Here is a 17,330-nt window from a genome sequence, read left to right as displayed (position 1 = left end):
GGGGCTTAGCGCTTATCGAACACGCGCTTAGCTTTGCCTTCGGAGCGTGGGATAGTGCCGCCAGCAACGATGTTGATCTTCGTGCTGATACCCACAACGGCTTTAATGTGGTGGGCTAGCTCTTTCGATGCAGCATTCTGGTCTGCATCAACAGCCTCTGGTGTCATCTCAACGCGAACCTCTACCATATCCATATTGCCAGACTTCGTTACTTCGATCTCATAGTGAGGTGCGAGTGTGCTGACTTTCAGGATCTGCTCTTCAATTTGCGTTGGGAATACGTTCACGCCACGGATGATCAACATGTCATCGGAACGGCCTGTGATCTTATCGATACGGCGCATTGGGCGCGCTGTACCCGGCAATAGGCGCGTTAAATCGCGGGTGCGGTAACGAATGATTGGCAGTGCTTCTTTAGTGAGTGATGTGAATACCAGTTCGCCGTATTCGCCATCAGGTAGCACTTCGCCTGTGTTAGGATCAATGATTTCTGGGTAGAAGTGGTCTTCCCAGATAGTTGGGCCATCTTTAGTTTCCAAGCACTCTTGAGCAACACCTGGGCCCATCACCTCAGAAAGACCGTAGATATCTAGCGCATCAATGCCAAGACGGTTTTCGATGTTTTTACGCATCTCTTCTGTCCATGGCTCGGCACCGAAAATACCCAAGCGCAGTGACAGTTTGTGTGGGTCTACATTCTGGCGCTCCATCTCGTCAATGAGGTTCAGCATGTAAGACGGTGTCACCATAATGATGTCTGGATCAAAGTCTTGAAGCAGCTGTACTTGCTTCTCGGTCTGTCCGCCTGACATTGGAATAACCGTACAACCTAGGCGCTCTGCACCGTAGTGTGCACCCATACCGCCGGTGAACAGGCCATAGCCGTAAGAGATGTGAACTTTATCGCCCTCGTGGCCGCCTGCTGCACGGATGGAGCGTGCTACCACGTTAGCCCAAGTATCGATATCGTTTTGTGTATAGCCAACAACGGTTGGTTTACCCGTTGTGCCGCTAGATGCGTGGATACGCACTACGTCACGGTTGGGTACTGCAAAGGTGCCAAACGGATAGTTTTCACGCAGGTAATCTTTTTTAGTGAACGGGAAGTGCTTAAGATCTTCCAGCTTCTTCAGGTCGAAAGGATGAACACCTTTTTCTTGGCACATTTTGCGATAGGCCGGTACGTTGTTGTAGCAGTGTGCAACGCTCCAGCGTAGACGTTTGAGCTGTAGTTCGCGAAGCTCGTCAATGCTCGCCATTTCGATATCGTCTAATGCGCCGCTCAGGGTTCTCTCGTTATACATTGTTATCGTCCTGTTCTGTGTTCAGATGTGAGCCGCTGCAGCGCAGCGGCCATCAGATTCGGTTGGAGTTACACGCGCTCGATGATCATCGCGATACCTTGGCCAACACCGATGCACATTGTGCAAAGTGCGTAGCGTCCACCGGTACGGTGCAACTGGTACATGGCCGTTGTAACTAGGCGAGCACCACTGGCACCGAGAGGATGCCCAAGTGAGATCGCACCACCGTTAGGGTTAACGTGTGCGGCATCATCTGGTAATCCGAGATCACGCATAACAGCAAGGCCTTGGGATGCAAACGCTTCGTTCAGCTCGATGACATCCATCTGGTCGAGCGTTAGGCCAGCTTTTTCGAGTACTTTGCGTGATGCTGGCGCAGGGCCAAAGCCCATGATGCGTGGTTCTAAACCCGCCGTCGCCATCGCAACAACACGTGCTTTTGGTGTAAGGCCGTTTTTCTCAGCCGCTTCCTTTGACGCGATCAACAGAGCACAAGCACCATCGTTGACGCCTGATGCGTTACCAGCGGTGACCGAGCCGCCTTCACGGAAAGGCGCTTTCAGTTTCGCTAAGCCCTCTAGCGTGGTTGAAGCGCGAGGGTGCTCATCGGTATCAACAACAAGGTCATCGCCTTTACGCTGTGGAATCGTTACTGGGCAGATCTCTTCAGAGAAAGTGCCTGCTTCCATCGCTGCTGCTGTTTTTTGTTGGCTGCGAAACGCAAATAGATCCTGATCTTCGCGGGAGATGTTGAAATCTTCAGCGACGTTTTCCGCTGTTTCTGGCATTGAATCAACGCCATATTCCGCCTTCATCTTTTTGTTGATGAAGCGCCAGCCGATAGTCGTGTCATAGAGACCGTTTGGGTTGCGGCTAAATGCTGACTCCGCCTTGCCCATAACGAAAGGTGCACGGGACATAGACTCACAGCCGCCTGCAACCATCAGCTCGGTTTCACCCGCTTTGATGGCGCGTGCAGCCATACCAATGGCATCCATACCTGAACCGCACAGACGGTTAACAGTAGTGCCCGGTACGCTGGTCGGGAAGCCCGCCAGTAGCGCTGACATGCGGGCAACGTTGCGGTTATCCTCACCCGCTTGGTTTGCGTTGCCATAAATAACATCGTCTACGGACGCCCAGTCAACGTCAGGGTTGCGATCCATCAAGGCTTTGAGTGGTACCGCGCCAAGGTCGTCGGCACGCACTGTCGATAGGCCGCCGCCGTAGCGTCCGAATGGCGTGCGAATCGCATCGCAAATATAAGCATCTTTCATTATCTATCTCCTATGACGCGGTATGCTCGTCTGATTCAACCAACACACCCTTAATTTGGTGCGACTTACCGCGGAAGAAAGCGATCGCTTCCTCCTTTTGGTTGTAAACTGTGATGTCGTAGACACCGGTGCGGCCCTTACGGTGGCGCTCTTCTGCTATGGCAGTCAGCGTATCGCCTTTAAACGCTGGTGCAGCAAAATCGATGCTGCAGCCGCTTGCGACAGTGACTTGGTTGTAACTGTTACACGCATGTGCAAATGCAGTGTCAGCCAGACTGAAGATCATGCCGCCATGGCAAATATCGTGGCCATTTAGCATCGGCTCTGTGACCACCATGCTGAGCTTGGCAAAGCCTGGACGAGTTTCCTCTATTTGCATACCTAGGGCGTGAGCCGCTCGGTCGTTAGCATGCATCGCTTGGGAGCACGCCTGTGCAAGTTGATCTGGGCTCATTAGAGACCTCCGGCCACTTTGCGGCGAATCAATGGCGATGTGCGATAACGATCTTCGCCATAAGTGCTTGCCAAGTTATCAAGAACAGCTTGGATAGTGCCAAGGCCGACAGCATAAGCCCACTCGATCGGGCCAAACGGATAGTTCACACCGCCTTTCATAGCGATATCCACATCAGCTTCTGAGCACACTTGCTGGTTGACGGCATCAAAGCCTTCATTCGCTAGCATTGCGACGGTACGCATCACAACCATACCCGGGACATCATCGATGACCGATACATCCTTGCCGATCGCTTGGAACAGTCCAGCAGCGGCTTGGAGGGCTGCTTCATCAGCTTGGTCAGCAGGGGCGAGTGCGATGCGTTTTGCAACGTTGTAGTCCAACGCCAGATCAAAGTGGATCAGGTTGCTATTGCGCTGCTGAGCTGCACGCTGAGTTGTCATCTGGCCGTTTGTCAGACGCAATGTTGCGTTAGCGACGGTGATACTGCCTTCGCCCTCGTCGACACGAGTCACCTTAAGACCAGCGTCTATCATGAGCTGTACGAGTGGCTCAGCTACGCCTAGATCACCTTCGATTGTTACCTGAGCAGGTGCCTTTTGGGGCGCTGCGGTGGCAGGAGATGGCTTCTCTGCGTTCTCGCTATAGTCATAGAAACCACGGCCTGATTTGCGACCGAGGTGGCCCGCATTAACCAGTTCTTGCTGAATCAGTGATGGTAAAAAGCGCTGATCGTTAAAGTACGCGGCGAACACGGAGCTTGTAACCGCGAAATTAACATCGTGACCAATCAGGTCCATCAGCTCGAAGGGGCCCATGCGGAACTGGCCCGCATCACGTAAAATCGCATCGATAGTCGCTTCGTTGCTGCCGCCTTCTTGCAGTACGCGTAGGCCTTCAGCATAAAACGGGCGCGCTACACGGTTGACGATAAAGCCCGGCGTAGATTTTGCGCGTACTGGTTTTTTGCCCCACGCCTCTGACAAGCTGTAGATGGCATCCGCTACGGCTGGATCGGTATCTAGGCCGGAGATCACCTCAACCAGCTTCATGATCGGCGCTGGGTTGAAGAAGTGCATGCCCACCAAGTTTTGCGAACGCGTTAGCTGGCTACCAATGGCTGTGACTGAGATAGAGGAGGTATTGGTGGCCAAGATCGTATCGGCCGCACAAATCTCTTCAAGCTCGGCGAACACTTGCTGCTTGATATCTAAGCGCTCGACAATGACTTCAATCACAACGCGGGAAGGCGCAAAGTCCTGTAGCGAGTTAGCCAGAGTGATGCGCGAGAGTAGCGTATCTACCTCTTCTTGAGTCATGCGGCCGCGCGTTACCAGTTTCGCTAGCCCTTTTTCGATACCTTCTAAGCCGCGTTGCGCTGCGCCTTCCATTGCGTCAAATAGGATTACCGGATGGCCAGCTTTCGCTGCGACTTGTGCGATACCGGCACCCATCGTGCCAGCACCGATCACACCAATAACCGCCGTTGAGTCAATTGTGATCATCGGTTTATTGTCCTTTGAATTCTGGCTTACGTTTCTCCATGAAGGCAGCAACGCCTTCACGGTAGTCTTCAGTGCGGCCTGCTAATGTTTGTAAGTCACGCTCGAGATCAAGCTGCTCATCAAAAGAGTTGGTTGCAGATGCTTGAATAGCACGCTTGATAAGCGCCAAGCCTTTCGTTGGTTGTGTCGCAAAATGCTGTGCCATGGCACGCGCTTCATCTTGTAGGGCGTCGTCTTCGCATGTCTTCCAGATCATGCCCCACTGCTCAGCTTGCTCTGCCGAGATCTTGTCGCCCAGCATCGAAAGCGCCATTGCGCGTGCTGGGCCAACCAAGCGTGGTAGCGTCCAAGTGCCGCCGCAATCAGGCACAAGGCCGATCTTGCAAAAAGCTTGGATAAAGGAAGCCGATTTGGCGGCAAGGACGATGTCACAGGCAAAGGCGATATTGGCGCCAGCACCTGCTGCTACGCCGTTTACTGCGCAGATAACCGGCATCTCTAGTGCGCGTAAGCTGCGCAGCAGAGGGCTGTAGTTCTTCTCGATCGATTCACCTAGGTTCGGGCGCTCTGCACCTGGGGCGACGTTGCGGTCACTCAAATCTTGGCCGGCGCAGAAGCCGCGGCCATTACCTGTTAATAGCAGGCAGCGTACGGACGCATCTTTTTTCACTTCTTTCAGGGCGCTGCGCACTTCAGCGTGCATCTGAGTGTTGAAGCTGTTCAGGCTATCAGGGCGGTTAAGCGTCAGTACGGCAACGCCTTCGGTAATTTCAAACTGGATCGTTTCGTATGACATCTTCTTATTTTCCTTTGAATTCTGGCTTACGTTTTTCCATAAAAGCAGCAATGCCTTCATTGCGATCTTGGGTCGCAGCGAGCATTGTGAACGCTTTGCGTTCGATATTTAAACCACTATCCAACGTGGTTTCATAGGCTTTCAATAGGGATTCTTTAGCAAGGCGGACGGCAATCGGTGGCTTGGTTGCAATCTTCTTAGCAAGCTCCATCGCGCGCTCAAAACTACGTTCTGGGATGGTCACTTCACTAATCAAGCCAAAGTCACGTGCTTGTTCGGCACTGATAAACTCGCCGGATAGTACTAATTGCATCGCCATCGACTTACCAATGGTGCGAATTAAACGCTGAGTACCGCCAGCGCCTGGAATGATGCCTAGGTTGATCTCTGGTTGGCCAAACTGGGCGTTGTCGCCTGCGATAACGATGTCACAGTGCATCACCAGCTCGCAGCCGCCACCAAGGGCAAAGCCATTCACAGCAGCAACAATTGGCTTAGGAAATTGAGCGATAGCGCGCCAGTGAGCTGGGCGTGGATCGTTCATGACTCCTACAGCATCCAGCGATGCCATCTCTTTGATATCGGCTCCTGCAGCGAATACTTTGTCATTGCCGGTGATAAGCACAGTTTTTACGGTTTCATCGTCTTTCGCCTGCGCGAGAACATCCGCGATTTCGCTTAGCAGTTGGGTACGCAAGGCGTTATACGCCTCTGGGCGATTCAGACGAATTGTTAGGACACCGTCTTGAACACTGTCGACCAAAATATCTTCGTAGGTTTGCATGAATGTGCGCCTTGTTGTGTTACTTATCGTTATTCACTGTAGATTACCCTAAAAATGCAAAGGGATACAATATTTATGATTTAAGTCATTTATTATGTATCATTAATTGACGGTTTCATTTTGTTACAAGTAAGCCGCATGGTTCTCCATCAAAGTCTATTAATGCTGGGGTTCTGGGCGATTTTTCTCGGCTCTTCTCATCGTTGGTGGCAACTTTAAGTCGGCTCAGTTTATTAAAATGATACGCACAAGAGGCTTGGGAGGTGTACCGAGTCTTTGCTAGTAAATATGCCGAGAAGACATGTTTATCCTATCACTGAGACGCTTAATGCAAAGGATAGTGGAATACCCTTAGCGTTATGCGTTATAAAGCTCTATGCCACGGCTATGTGGCCACTATTTAGTTAGCGAGCAAGGAGAATAATAATGAAGGTTTACCAGATTGATGGCGTCACGCCAGTTATCCATCCAACGGCGTATGTGCATCCAACCGCTGTGCTCATCGGAGACGTTATTATTGGGCCGCGTTGTTATGTCGGTCCAGCTGCTTGTTTGCGTGGTGATTTTGGACGCCTAGAGCTGAAAGAGGGGGCCAATATTCAAGATACCTGCGTGATGCATGGTTTCCCGAATAGCGATACAGTGGTTGAGGAAGATGGCCACATTGGGCACGGTGCTGTATTACATGGCTGCACGGTCAAGCGCAATGCATTGGTTGGCATGAACGCTGTAGTGATGGATGGCGCGGTCGTTGGAGAGTCCTCTATTGTTGCTGCGAGTGCGTTTGTAAAGGCTAAATTCGAGGTGCCGTCGAAGTCTTTGGTTGCTGGGTCGCCGGCGCGGATTATCCGTGAACTATCCGATCAAGAGATTGAATGGAAATCGAAAGGCACGGCTCAATATCAAGATCTGGCCGTGCGTAGCCTTAGCACGATGCGCGAAGTTGATGCCTTGACTGAGATTGAGCCTGATCGTAAGCGCATGGAAATTCCCGAAGACGTTAAGCCATTGTATCAACTCAAAGAGGAAGCGTAGGCTCAATACATGAGCGAGTTCCCACCTTGGGGCTAGTCTGCCCCAATATCCGAGAAATGGGGCCAATTCTTACGAATAACCGGGCTATCCTCACGCCAGCCGTGGCAGGTATTTATGATCGCAGGTCTTGGGTTGCCCGGTTCCCACTCCTTTTCATCGATGCGCACATGATACGTGGCTTGATAGGCCGCTGTGGCGAGTGGGCCGAGCATCTCTAGTAGGTGCGTACAGCCATTGGTGGCCCCAAAGAGATCTTTTGTGATTTTGGTAAAGCCCGGTTTTATTTGCAGCCCAACAAGCTTTTTGTACGCTTCGCTAATCTCCTTACAGTGATGATAGGGCGTGCTATCCATACTTGCCTCTGCCGCCAAAATATTGAGCTCTAGATCAATGGTGATACGGATCATCATGTCATGAATCGCTTCACCGGCGGGTATCTCACCTGACGCTCGACCGTGTGATTTGATGTCGTGGTCTTTTACATCGACGAGGTGGCCTTCGATATCCCAGAGGCCGTCTTGGCGCAAATAGCCTTTGCAGGTGACGGTACGGGTGTGTTGTTGGACACGTTCGACAGGTGGTGAGAGTGGCATAGTTATTCTCGTTGGTTTTGCATGGTTCAAAATAGGAGCTGAAGGCTAAACAGCTTAGCCGATATGTGCAAGGTCAAGATGTTGATAAAACAAGTCACGGAGCCAAGCGAGCCGTAGTTACTGCTCTATCGATGAAAGGGGCTAAAAAGGAGGGTGGTTTTAAAGCATAGATATGTTTTAGAAGCAGTGAACAATGCTAGAGGCGGAAATCGATGCTGCCGACGATTCAAGCGAGAGTGATGTTGGCTGATAAGCAGTTGCGCAGATAAGCCTGCATTAAGAGGTGTTGCGGGAAACAGAGGTTTCCCGCCTGAGCAGGGTAAACTTTAGATACCACCAAAGCGCTTGTAGAAGTGGGGCGCGGGTTCTGGGAGCGGGCCATCCGCCGTCTCTTGTGTTGCTGATAGAAACGCTTCCGCAGGCTCATGGATCTTTCGGTAGATATTACGGCACAGTACACGAGCTGATGTCCCAACCCAGTCAGCAGGCAATAGCTTTTCAGGAAGGCGGGGGTCTTTAAGCAGCAAGCGGCGGTAGTGATGGATCATTAAAATACGCAGTTGGAAGCACTGCTCAGGGTCTAGTTCGGTTTCGCCCTCTAGTGCCCTTAGCAGTGGTCTGAAACGATCAAGAAAGGCTTGATAGCCCTGAGAAAGCTCTTCAAGGTTCCAGCACTCGTGCACAAGCTGTTTCAGCGGAGCTGAGGTGAGATTTTCGATGAGCGAAGCTTTCATATGAATGATATCGTTGCTAACGCACAGTTCCTGCAACGTTTCGTTGATCTCAGCCATATCGGCCATCGGATGAGCCATAACTCCGGGTGCGATGTTGCCAAAACCTTGCCACTCCAGCTCTTTCTTCAGCACTTTGCGCAGTTCGTTATCGAGCTGGGTGTTGATGAGTAGATCCCACTTACCTTGCCACTCGGGATAGAGTTCGGCGTAAACACGCTTAAATGCACTCTCAAAGCGGCGTCGGCCTGTCTCGGTTAAGCTGTAATAACTGCGTCTACCCACCTGATTGGAGGTTAACCAGCCATCCTTGGTTAGCCGGAAAATTGATGTACGAACTAAACGCTGATTGAGCCCAAGCGGTTCAAGTAGCTGAATTAAGCTGCCGAGCCAAACTGACCCACCACGGGGCGCTATTGCATCACCGTAGATAGTGATAATGATAGAGCCACCTCGAATAGGTCGTTGATTTTTAAACTCTTCAATCAGCTCTTCTGCGTATTTTAGTTTCTTCATCTGATTCCTGTATCACTTCACTAGAGCGACTCAGTGGGCGTTTTAATAACAAAACTATTGCACTCGAAACGTTGTTATAGCGAAAAAACGTAACAAGCACCATATGAGGCACCATTTAATCTGTTCTCTTCGGTCTGGTCGCGTAAAAATTGAGTATACGCCTAAAGTATAAAGTGATACTCAATAGATGCTGATGTATTCTGTTTTGTATCATATGATAAAAAGCATCAAGATACGGTTTCACGCAGAACCATGTAGTCGTCAGCATATGGCTATATGGCCGACTCATATTATCTTAGTGTTTGCTAAAGTTGCTTCGCTAATACGTAATTGAAGTCTTTCCAGTTTGGAAAATATCTTCTGCATGAGCTAAAGGTTATCCGTTTAAGTAATTCGGGTATCTTTTGATAGGCATCAACATTTTTAATGTTGGGGCCCTGATTATGTGATACAAAAAACCGAGGGTTTACGTGTTTACTGTGCTCAGATAGAACGCACAGCGTTACTCAGCATGGCCGTAGCCCAAAGGATGATTCTAATAACAAACTAGCCATCAATGTGGTGGTAATTTAGCCAGGAGAGCAGATCAATGATAAGAAGAAACTTCCTGAAAGTAGCAGGTGCACTGACACTAGGTATGGCACTGTCCGGTCAAGCTTCAGCAGAAACCGTTCTGCGTGTAGGCAGCTGGTTGCCACCAACTCACCCACAAAACGCCGTTGTATGGCCAACATGGTCTAAGTGGGTTGAAGAAGCTACTGAAGGTCGCGTAAAGGTTAAGGTTGAGTATGGCCTAGGCCACCCGAAGACGATGTTTGACCTTGTGGAAGATGGCGCAATTGATGCCAGCTTCAGTTATCACGGTTACGTGCCAGGACGCTTTAAGTTGACTCAAGGTATCGAGCAGCCATTGCTGGGTGTCAATGCAGAGGCCGCATCTGTAGCTCACTGGCGTGTGCACAACAAATACTTCGCGAAAGCTGAAGAGCACGATGGCGTTGAGCTGCTGGCGTTGTTTACGCACGGCCCGGGCCAAATCCACATGGCTGAACCGATCAAGAGCCTGGCTGACCTTAAGTCTAAGAAAATTCGTCTAGGTGGCGGTGTTCAAGGTGAACTTGGTAAGCGCATGGGCGTAACCGCTGTGGGCGCACCGGCTCCTAAAGTCTATGAGATGATGCAACAGGGCGTTATCGATGGCGTATTCATCCCAATGAGTGAACAAAAGTCTCTGCGCTTGAAAGAGGTTGCGAAGAACGTTGTTCATCTACCAGGCGGTATGTACCTCGGTAGTTTTGCGATGTTCATCAACCCTGATTTCCTAGATGGCCTTAGCCAGAAAGATCGTGATGCGGTGATGGCTGTATCCGGCGAGAAGTTATCGGCAATGGCCGGTAAGGCGTGGGATCAAGGTGACCGCGAGGGTGTTGAAGCTGCTAAGGCTGATGGCGTAAACATCATCGAAGTGGGCGCTGATGATAGCTTCGCGAAGGAGTTCCGCGAGCTTGTTGAGGGTATGGACGAAGAGTGGATCGAGAGCGTTAAGAGCCGTAAGGTTGACGCGAAGGCCGCACTTGCAGAGATGCGTGAAATTGCACGTAATTACGGCAAGTAAGGAGTCATTGTATGGCATTTAGTGCCTGGTTATCAGCGCACTATGAAGAGAAAGGGCCAATCAAATGGTTGGCCTTTGCTCTGGAATTAGTCGCCGCTTTAACGCTGTTCTTTTTGATGATTCTGACTTGCGCGGATGTCGTAGGTCGCTATTTCTTTGGTAATTCAGTTGACGGTGCAACCGAGCTGACCGAGATCGGTATTGCGATTCTGGTATTTGCTGAGATGCCAGTTGTGACTTGGCGCGGTGGCCACGTCGTGGTCGATATTCTGGACCGGATGTGGGGCAGTGTTGCTCTTAAAGCATTGGGTCTGCTATCTGCGCTGTTGATGTCTGGGTCTTTGTACTATCTAGGTGTGCGCATCTATCAGCTAGCCGAGCGCTCTCTTCGTCGTGAAGAGGTAACAGAGCTGCTCGAGTTGCCAGTCGGCTTCATCGTTCAGTATATCGCTGTGATGAGCTGGCTAACGGCTGCACTGATGATCAGCTACGGCGTCTATCGCCTGTTCACGGAAGAGCGCAGCTGAGCCTGACCTCCAAAGTTTGTGTTTTATAGGTAACTTAGTATGACAACCGCTCTTATCGGTTTCGCGATACTGTTGTTCTTGATCGTGGTTATCCGTATCCCTATTGCCTTCTCTATGGGTATTGTTGGTTTTTTCGGTTTTGCGGCCGTCCAGGGATTAACGTTCGAAAACTTCGCGGATTTTAATTGGAAGCCAGCCTTGAGTATGGCGTCCAAACGTATCGTGGATACAGCACAGGAATACAGCCTGTCAGTTATTCCACTCTTTATTCTCATGGGTAACCTTGTGACCAAGTCAGGGTTATCGCAGGAGCTTTATCGCGCTTCCTATGCCTTTTTAGGGCATAAGAAAGGTGGTTTGTCGATGGCAACGGTCGTGGCCTGTGGTGGTTTCTCGGCGATTTGTGGCTCAAGTTTGGCAACTTCGGCAACGATGGCGAAGGTAGCGATGCCGCCAATGCGTAAGTACGGCTATGCGGATTCGCTAGCAACGGCATCTATTGCAGCTGGTGGTACGCTGGGTATTTTGATTCCGCCTTCAGTTATTCTTGTTATCTATGGCTTGTTGACTGAAACGAGTATCCGTGAGCTGTTTGCTGCAGGTTTCATTCCTGGATTCTTGGGCATCTTCCTTTACCTGATGGCCGTGAAGTACGTTGTTTGGCGTAACCCGGAAGCGGGTCCTTGTGGCGAGAAGTTCACATGGAGCGAACGTCTGCAAGCGTTGAATGGCGTGTGGGGCGTATTAATACTCTTCACTATCGTTATGGGCGGTATTTACTTAGGCATCTTCACTCCAACAGAGGCTGCCGGTATTGGTGCCGGTGGTGCGTTTGTGATTGCGCTGGCGCGCAAGTCACTGTCCTTTGGTAGCTTGTTCGACATCCTAACAGACACCGCACGTACCTCAGCGATGTTGTTTTCGGTACTGATCGGTGCGTTGATCTTCTCGAACTTTATCAACCGTGCAGGCCTACCGGATGAGTTGCTGACCTTCGTTACTGGCCTCGATGTCTCTCCGATGATGGTTATCTTTGTCATCTTATTGGTCTACATCGTGCTGGGCATGGTATTTGAAAGCTTATCAATGCTGCTGCTAACGGTACCAATCTTCTTCCCATTGGTGCAGAGCTTGGGCTTCGATCTTGTTTGGTTCGGTATTGTTGTCGTTGTTGTTACCGAAATCAGCTTGATTACTCCGCCTGTTGGTATGAACGTCTTTGTGCTTAGTGCTGTCCTTCGGGATATCAAAGCAAGCACTATTTTTAAAGGTGTTACGCCGTTCTGGTGTGCCGATATTTTGCGCCTGATATTGATCACGCTCATTGCACAGATATCGCTATTTTTACCAGAATTACTGTATCGATAGCTTTTACTCATAGGGTGCTGCGGCACCCTTTTTTATCCCTTATTGGTAGCCAATGTGCTGCCATATCTACCTGAGGTGACATTATGCTACCTGATGTAAAACGTATTCTTTATGCTTCTGATATTGAGTCAGGGTCGCGCCCTGCATTCCGTGCGGCGATCAGCATGGCAGGGCATTACGATGCGCAAGTGACTTTCTTGAACGTGATTGAACCATTGAACTCTACTGCACGAAATCTTGTTAAAACGATGATGAGCGATGAAATGCTCAGCGAGATGCACGATGAGAGTGTGAATCACCTAAAGCAAAAGCTGGTGGAGCGTATCGAGCAGTTCTGCGACCAAGAGCTTGATGAATCTGAAAAGATGAAAGAAGGGCAGGTCGTGCCGCGAGTGGAAGAGGGCAGTGCCGACCAGGTGATTCTTGAAGTGGCGGATGAGATCAACGCCGATCTGATTGTTATGGGCACTCGTACTCACTCGTCGGTAGGGCAGTTCTTCCTTGGATCAACAGCGAATCGGGTGATGACTCACACCAAACGTCCCGTTTTGATTATTCCTCTTAAGTAACGTTTATCTACGATTTGGAAATAATCTTCTTCAACATAAGTGCTTATTCTCCAAGATAGGATTCGGTATCTTGAATACCAATCAGAAAGGCCTGCTCATGTAGGCCTTTTCTATGCTGTATAACAGAGACAATCAGAATTTCAGGTAGGTGATAACCATGGCGAAGAAGCCGTTTGCATCCTCAGCGGATTTGGGTGAGAAAGTTGAAACGTTGGAAGTACTAGCAGAGGGTGTTTACGCTCTGACAGCGGAAGGCGATCCGAACGTCTGCGCGGTTGAAGGTGAAGACTTTATCGTTGCATTTGAAGCGCGTGCTACACCAAAGGCTGCAAACGATTGGTTAGAGCAGCTACGTGAGCACACAGACAAGCCAGTTAAGTACCTTGTTCTTTCTCACTACCACGCGGTACGTGTGCTGGGCGCATCTGCTTACAACGCCGAATCTATCATCGCTCATGAAAAAACTAAGTTCTTGATCGAAGAACGCGGCATGCAGGATTGGGCAAGTGAATTTGGCCGTATGCCTCGCTTGTTCCGTGAACCAGATGGCATTCCTGGCCTGACGCATCCAGATATCGTGTTCAATGACCGTCTTGAGATTCCTCTGGGTGGCGATCGTGGTAACTTGGTGTTGCAATACTGCGGCCGTGGCCACACTGCTGGCGATATCGTTGCTTGGTTACCAAAGCAAAAGATCTTGTTTGCAGGTGACTTGGTTGAAGCTGCTGCGGCACTTTACACCGGTGATGCGTTCCACTTTGACTGGGCATCTGAAACACTCGACAACGTTAAAGCGTTTGAAGCAGAAGTACTGGTGGGTGGTCGTGGCGCTGTTGCGCACGGTCGCGAGGCGGTTGATGCGGCTATCGAGCAGACGCGTGGTTTCTTGAACGGCATGATCGAGAAAGTGGGCGAAGTCCACAAACGTGGCGGCACGCTGAAGGAAGCATTTGAAGCGACACATGAACACCTAGAGCCAAAATTCGGCATGTGGCCGATCTTTGAGCACTGCCTGCCGTTTGACGTACAGCGCCTGTGGGACGAGTTCGAAGGCACTGACTGGCCGCGTATTTGGACTGATGAGCGTGACCAAGAAGTTTGGGATCAGTTACAAGACTAAGCTTATTTGCTTTTCAAAAGCCCTCGTTTGAGGGCTTTTTTATTTCCGAATCTAGGAAAATCGCCAAGACTTTCTTATAGTCTAACTTGGTTCAAACAAGGGGTAAGGCTGATGGATGTATTGGCGGCAATGGGTGTTTTCGTCAAGGTTGTTGACCTAAAAAGCTTCTCGCTTGCGGCAGCGGAACTTGGCGTGTCTAGCTCATCGGTTAGTAAGCAAATATCCCAGTTGGAGCAGCACGTCGGTGCCCGTTTGTTGCAGCGTACGACACGTCGTTTGTTCGTTACCGAGGTGGGTGAGGCCTATTACGAGAAGTGCCAAAACATCCTCGCTGAAGTCGAGGAGGCGGAGAGCCTTGTCTCCCAGTTGCAGGGTGAACCGCGCGGCATCCTCAAAATCACTTGCAACATGACGTTCGGTCAGATGCAGCTCTCCAAGGCAATACCCGAGTACATGCGGCTGCATCCTGATGTGAAAGTCGATGTGACGCTAGATGACCGCGCGCCGGATCTTATCCGCGATGGCTTTGATATGGCGATCCGTATCGCTGACCCGCATCTCCCTGACTCTAGCTTGGTGGCGCGTGAAATATCCAAAATACCGATGTATATCTGCGCGACGCCGCAATATCTTGAAGAGCATGGCACACCGGAGTCCCCAGCGGCGTTGGTGGATCACAACTGTCTTATTTTCGTGCATGCGGCTAACGCCAATCAGTGGTCCCTGTTTAAGGCGGGGGAGCAGTCTACGGTGCAGGTGAGCGGTGATATGCGGGCCAATAATAGCCTTGTCGTGCGTGAATCTGCGTTACAACATCGTGGTATCGCAAACTTGGCTGATTTCGTAATTGAGCGCTTTGCAACGAGTGGCGATTTAGTTCGAGTGTTTCCAAGCTATCAGCCTGAAAGGTTGTCCATCTTCGCAGTTTACCCTGACCGCAAGTATATCTCACCGAAGGTCAGCTCGTTCATCTCTTTTTTCCAGCAGTGGTTAGCTGACCATCAGCTACAAAATTTGTGGGCTGACGGCTAAGTTTCTGAGGCTTTTCTTTCCTAATTAGAAACAATCTTCTTCGGGTGAACTGGATTATCCAGCGCATTGATTACGGTATCTTTGGTTTATCAAATGACAGTGGCACGTATGCGAATAGCGTGCTTGCCATATGTAAAGGAACTAAAGCGAGAGTAATTCGATGCTTAACACGTACAATTTCCCGGAATTCGATTATATCCGGTCGGCTGATCAGGATGCTGACCGCCCGGTAAAACATCCTGTTGTCATTATCGGAGCAGGCCCTGTGGGCATGGCGGCTGCGGTTGACTTGGCTCAGCACGATGTGCCGGTTGTCGTACTAGATGACAACAACACGGTGAGTGTCGGCTCCCGCGCGGTTTGTTACGCAAAGCGCTTTCTTGATATCTCCGACCGCCTAGGTGTCGGCCAGCGTCTGGTAGATAAAGGGGTGACATGGAACGTAGGGCGTGTTTTTCTCGATGAGGAGCAAATTTACAGCTTCAACATGCTGCCTGAAGACCATCATCGTCGTCCTGGGTTTATCAACCTGCAGCAGTACTATTTAGAAGAGTACTATGTTGATCGTATCAACCAGCTCGAAAAAGCGGACCTGCGCTGGAAGAACAAGGTGGTTAACGTGGCACAAAATGACGGCTACGTTACGTTATCTGTTGAAACGCCTGAAGGTGCTTACCAGATTGAGGCTGAGTACGTTATCGCGTGTGACGGAGCTAACTCTCGTGTTCGCGCGATGTGCGGTCTTGAGTCGAAAGGCCAAATTTTCCAAGACCGCTTCTTAATCGCTGATGTGGTAATGGATCCTAAGAAATTCCCGCCAGAGCGCTGGTTCTGGTTCAACCCGCCTTTCCATGAAGGCCAATCGACGCTGCTACACCGTCAAGCTGATAACGTATGGCGTATCGATTTTGACTTAGGCTGGGATGCCGATCCTGAAGAGGAGAAGAAGCCAGAGAAGATCATTCCTCGCGTTAAAGCCTTCTTGGGTGATGATGTTGAGTTTGAACTGGAGTGGGCTTCCGTTTACACCTTCACATGCCGACGCATGGATAAGTTCCGCCACGGTAACATCTTCTTTGCCGGTGATGCGGCGCACCAAGTTTCGCCATTCGGTGCACGTGGTGCTAACTCCGGTATCGAAGATGCGGAGAACTTAGCGTGGAAACTCAAGATGGTTATGCAAGGCGATGCAGCGCCAGCGTTATTGGATAGCTACTCGGATGAGCGTGTTTTTGCTGCTGATGAGAACATCCTTAACTCTACGCGAAGCACCGATTTCATCACGCCGAAAAATCAGATCAGCCGCGTGTTCCGAGATGCCGTTCTGAAACTGGCGAAAAACTATAGTTTCGCTCGTCCATTGGTGAATAGTGGCCGTTTGTCGGTTCCGCCATTTTTAACAGAATCGCCGCTCAATACGCCGGATCAAGATAAGTTTAACTGCAAAGTCGTTCCCGGTGCGCCATGCACCGATGGCTCAATTCTGCGAGCAGGTAAAGAGGACTTCTTGCTGAGCTGCTTGGGCAATGTCTTTAATGGTTTGCTATATGCAGAGAGCGCCAGTGATCTAACACCTGAATTGCTAACGGAGCTTTCAAGTCTTGCTGAGCAGCCTGTGCCGATTAAAACGATCGTGGTAGCGGCGCATGAACTTGCCGTTGAGTTGCCAAGTGGCGTGGAGCTTGTGGTCGATCAGTATGGTGTTGTGAAAGAACGTTTGGATGCCGCGGCTGGGACTTTCTATTTGACGCGTCCTGATCAACTGGTCACCGCACGTATGCGTCAGTTCAATCGCGAGTCGGTTGTGGCTGCGCAACACAAAGCACTGGGTAAGTAAGGAATACACTATGAGTAAATTAATCACTGAGCCAAATCTTGCACGTCCAGATGACTTCTATCAGGTGTTGACGGATCTGCATCGTGACCTCGCTGATGAGCAGAGCGCAGATGTTAATGCGCGCCTCATTTTGCTACTCTCCAACCACATCGGCGATCACGATGTGCTGGAAGAGGCGATGAAAATTGCAAAAGAGCACCTAGTTTAAACCTGCCGTTTGTAACAGCCCAGCATTTGCTGGGCTTTATACGTTATGCACTCGAG

General features: G+C 50.4%; 17 protein-coding genes. 9 read left to right on the top strand and 8 right to left on the bottom strand.

The genetic code is table 11. The features are described 5' to 3' along the window. Nucleotides 1-5: 5 nt before the first annotated feature. From paaK to paaF, 6 genes are all read right to left on the bottom strand, one after another. A complete protein-coding gene (paaK, locus tag E4L36_RS02565) occupies nt 6-1,304 on the bottom strand; it encodes a phenylacetate--CoA ligase PaaK (protein WP_136678997.1) in 1,299 nt (432 codons plus the stop codon). A gap of 68 nt (nt 1,305-1,372) precedes the next feature. Further along, the gene (gene pcaF / locus E4L36_RS02560) at nt 1,373-2,581 is read right to left on the bottom strand and encodes a 3-oxoadipyl-CoA thiolase (RefSeq protein ID WP_127692796.1); all 1,209 of its coding nucleotides are present in this window, start codon (nt 2,579-2,581) and stop codon (nt 1,373-1,375) included. 10 nt (nt 2,582-2,591) lie between these two features. Then, the gene (paaI, locus tag E4L36_RS02555; protein ID WP_136678995.1) at nt 2,592-3,035 is read right to left on the bottom strand and encodes a hydroxyphenylacetyl-CoA thioesterase PaaI; all 444 of its coding nucleotides are present in this window, start codon (nt 3,033-3,035) and stop codon (nt 2,592-2,594) included. Next, entirely contained in the window at nt 3,035-4,543 is a 1,509-nt protein-coding gene (gene paaH, locus E4L36_RS02550) for a 3-hydroxyacyl-CoA dehydrogenase PaaH (RefSeq protein ID WP_136678993.1), read from the bottom strand. Before paaH ends, paaI begins: the two co-directional genes overlap by 1 nt. Nucleotides 4,544-4,547: 4 nt before the next feature. Next, nucleotides 4,548-5,339 (bottom strand): 2-(1,2-epoxy-1,2-dihydrophenyl)acetyl-CoA isomerase PaaG, encoded by a 792-nt coding sequence (gene paaG / locus E4L36_RS02545; protein WP_127692799.1) that lies wholly within the window; start codon nt 5,337-5,339, stop codon nt 4,548-4,550. A 4-nt stretch (nt 5,340-5,343) separates the two neighbouring features. Then, nucleotides 5,344-6,123, bottom strand: coding sequence for a 2,3-dehydroadipyl-CoA hydratase PaaF (gene paaF, locus E4L36_RS02540; RefSeq protein ID WP_136678991.1), 780 nt, complete (start codon nt 6,121-6,123; stop codon nt 5,344-5,346). 426 nt (nt 6,124-6,549) lie between these two features. Here paaF and paaY point away from each other — a divergent pair, with 426 nt between their 5' ends. Beyond that, on the top strand, nt 6,550-7,158 hold the full coding sequence (gene paaY / locus E4L36_RS02535) for a phenylacetic acid degradation protein PaaY (protein ID WP_206064486.1): 609 nt from the start codon (nt 6,550-6,552) through the stop codon (nt 7,156-7,158). 32 nt (nt 7,159-7,190) lie between these two features. Here the strand turns inward: paaY and E4L36_RS02530 are convergent, their stop codons facing one another. Together E4L36_RS02530 and paaX are read right to left on the bottom strand one after the other, a co-directional pair. After that, nucleotides 7,191-7,751 (bottom strand): DUF2889 domain-containing protein, encoded by a 561-nt coding sequence (locus E4L36_RS02530; RefSeq protein ID WP_136678987.1) that lies wholly within the window; start codon nt 7,749-7,751, stop codon nt 7,191-7,193. 326 nt (nt 7,752-8,077) lie between these two features. Further along, a complete protein-coding gene (paaX, locus tag E4L36_RS02525) occupies nt 8,078-8,998 on the bottom strand; it encodes a phenylacetic acid degradation operon negative regulatory protein PaaX (protein ID WP_127692804.1) in 921 nt (306 codons plus the stop codon). 589 nt (nt 8,999-9,587) lie between these two features. Between paaX and dctP the strand changes: the two genes are divergently transcribed. The 8 genes from dctP (at nt 9,588) to E4L36_RS02485 (ending at nt 17,274) form a co-directional block, all read left to right on the top strand. Beyond that, nucleotides 9,588-10,613 carry a TRAP transporter substrate-binding protein DctP gene (gene dctP, locus E4L36_RS02520; protein ID WP_127692805.1) on the top strand — a complete coding sequence of 342 codons (1,026 nt, stop codon included), beginning with the start codon at nt 9,588-9,590 and terminating at the stop codon, nt 10,611-10,613. Nucleotides 10,614-10,624: 11 nt separating this feature from the next. Further along, nucleotides 10,625-11,140 carry a TRAP transporter small permease gene (locus E4L36_RS02515; protein ID WP_136678985.1) on the top strand — a complete coding sequence of 172 codons (516 nt, stop codon included), beginning with the start codon at nt 10,625-10,627 and terminating at the stop codon, nt 11,138-11,140. Between the two features lie 39 nt (nt 11,141-11,179). Beyond that, a complete protein-coding gene (locus E4L36_RS02510) occupies nt 11,180-12,508 on the top strand; it encodes a TRAP transporter large permease (protein ID WP_127692807.1) in 1,329 nt (442 codons plus the stop codon). Between the two features lie 83 nt (nt 12,509-12,591). Further along, on the top strand, nt 12,592-13,077 hold the full coding sequence (locus tag E4L36_RS02505) for a universal stress protein (protein WP_136678983.1): 486 nt from the start codon (nt 12,592-12,594) through the stop codon (nt 13,075-13,077). Nucleotides 13,078-13,234: 157 nt separating this feature from the next. After that, complete coding sequence (locus E4L36_RS02500) at nt 13,235-14,197, top strand: MBL fold metallo-hydrolase (RefSeq protein WP_136678981.1); 963 nt, start codon at nt 13,235-13,237, stop codon at nt 14,195-14,197. Nucleotides 14,198-14,308: 111 nt separating this feature from the next. After that, on the top strand, nt 14,309-15,229 hold the full coding sequence (locus E4L36_RS02495; RefSeq protein WP_127692810.1) for a LysR family transcriptional regulator: 921 nt from the start codon (nt 14,309-14,311) through the stop codon (nt 15,227-15,229). 160 nt (nt 15,230-15,389) lie between these two features. Continuing rightward, nucleotides 15,390-17,066 (top strand): FAD-dependent oxidoreductase, encoded by a 1,677-nt coding sequence (locus E4L36_RS02490; protein ID WP_136678979.1) that lies wholly within the window; start codon nt 15,390-15,392, stop codon nt 17,064-17,066. 10 nt (nt 17,067-17,076) lie between these two features. Continuing rightward, nucleotides 17,077-17,274 carry a DUF2783 domain-containing protein gene (locus tag E4L36_RS02485; RefSeq protein ID WP_136678977.1) on the top strand — a complete coding sequence of 66 codons (198 nt, stop codon included), beginning with the start codon at nt 17,077-17,079 and terminating at the stop codon, nt 17,272-17,274. Nucleotides 17,275-17,330: the final 56 nt, after the last annotated feature.

The organism is Neptunomonas sp. XY-337, assembly GCF_004959845.1.
In the GTDB taxonomy this organism is placed as follows: Bacteria; Pseudomonadota; Gammaproteobacteria; order Pseudomonadales; family Balneatricaceae; genus Neptunomonas; species Neptunomonas marina.
Note: the sequence above shows the minus strand (reverse complement) of the source record. Positions and strands in the feature narration are given on the sequence as shown.

Bases quoted from the DNA above. Each gene is read 5' to 3' on its own strand.
- paaK (WP_136678997.1), bottom strand. From the start codon at position 1,304: ATGTATAACGAGAGAACCCTGAGCGGCGCATTAGACGATATCGAAATG.
- pcaF (WP_127692796.1), bottom strand. From the start codon at position 2,581: ATGAAAGATGCTTATATTTGCGATGCGATTCGCACGCCATTCGGACGC.
- paaI (WP_136678995.1), bottom strand. From the start codon at position 3,035: ATGAGCCCAGATCAACTTGCACAGGCGTGCTCCCAAGCGATGCATGCT.
- paaH (WP_136678993.1), bottom strand. From the start codon at position 4,543: ATGATCACAATTGACTCAACGGCGGTTATTGGTGTGATCGGTGCTGGC.
- paaG (WP_127692799.1), bottom strand. From the start codon at position 5,339: ATGTCATACGAAACGATCCAGTTTGAAATTACCGAAGGCGTTGCCGTA.
- paaF (WP_136678991.1), bottom strand. From the start codon at position 6,123: ATGCAAACCTACGAAGATATTTTGGTCGACAGTGTTCAAGACGGTGTC.
- paaY (WP_206064486.1), top strand. From the start codon at position 6,550: ATGAAGGTTTACCAGATTGATGGCGTCACGCCAGTTATCCATCCAACG.
- E4L36_RS02530 (WP_136678987.1), bottom strand. From the start codon at position 7,751: ATGCCACTCTCACCACCTGTCGAACGTGTCCAACAACACACCCGTACC.
- paaX (WP_127692804.1), bottom strand. From the start codon at position 8,998: ATGAAGAAACTAAAATACGCAGAAGAGCTGATTGAAGAGTTTAAAAAT.
- dctP (WP_127692805.1), top strand. From the start codon at position 9,588: ATGATAAGAAGAAACTTCCTGAAAGTAGCAGGTGCACTGACACTAGGT.
- E4L36_RS02515 (WP_136678985.1), top strand. From the start codon at position 10,625: ATGGCATTTAGTGCCTGGTTATCAGCGCACTATGAAGAGAAAGGGCCA.
- E4L36_RS02510 (WP_127692807.1), top strand. From the start codon at position 11,180: ATGACAACCGCTCTTATCGGTTTCGCGATACTGTTGTTCTTGATCGTG.
- E4L36_RS02505 (WP_136678983.1), top strand. From the start codon at position 12,592: ATGCTACCTGATGTAAAACGTATTCTTTATGCTTCTGATATTGAGTCA.
- E4L36_RS02500 (WP_136678981.1), top strand. From the start codon at position 13,235: ATGGCGAAGAAGCCGTTTGCATCCTCAGCGGATTTGGGTGAGAAAGTT.
- E4L36_RS02495 (WP_127692810.1), top strand. From the start codon at position 14,309: ATGGATGTATTGGCGGCAATGGGTGTTTTCGTCAAGGTTGTTGACCTA.
- E4L36_RS02490 (WP_136678979.1), top strand. From the start codon at position 15,390: ATGCTTAACACGTACAATTTCCCGGAATTCGATTATATCCGGTCGGCT.
- E4L36_RS02485 (WP_136678977.1), top strand. From the start codon at position 17,077: ATGAGTAAATTAATCACTGAGCCAAATCTTGCACGTCCAGATGACTTC.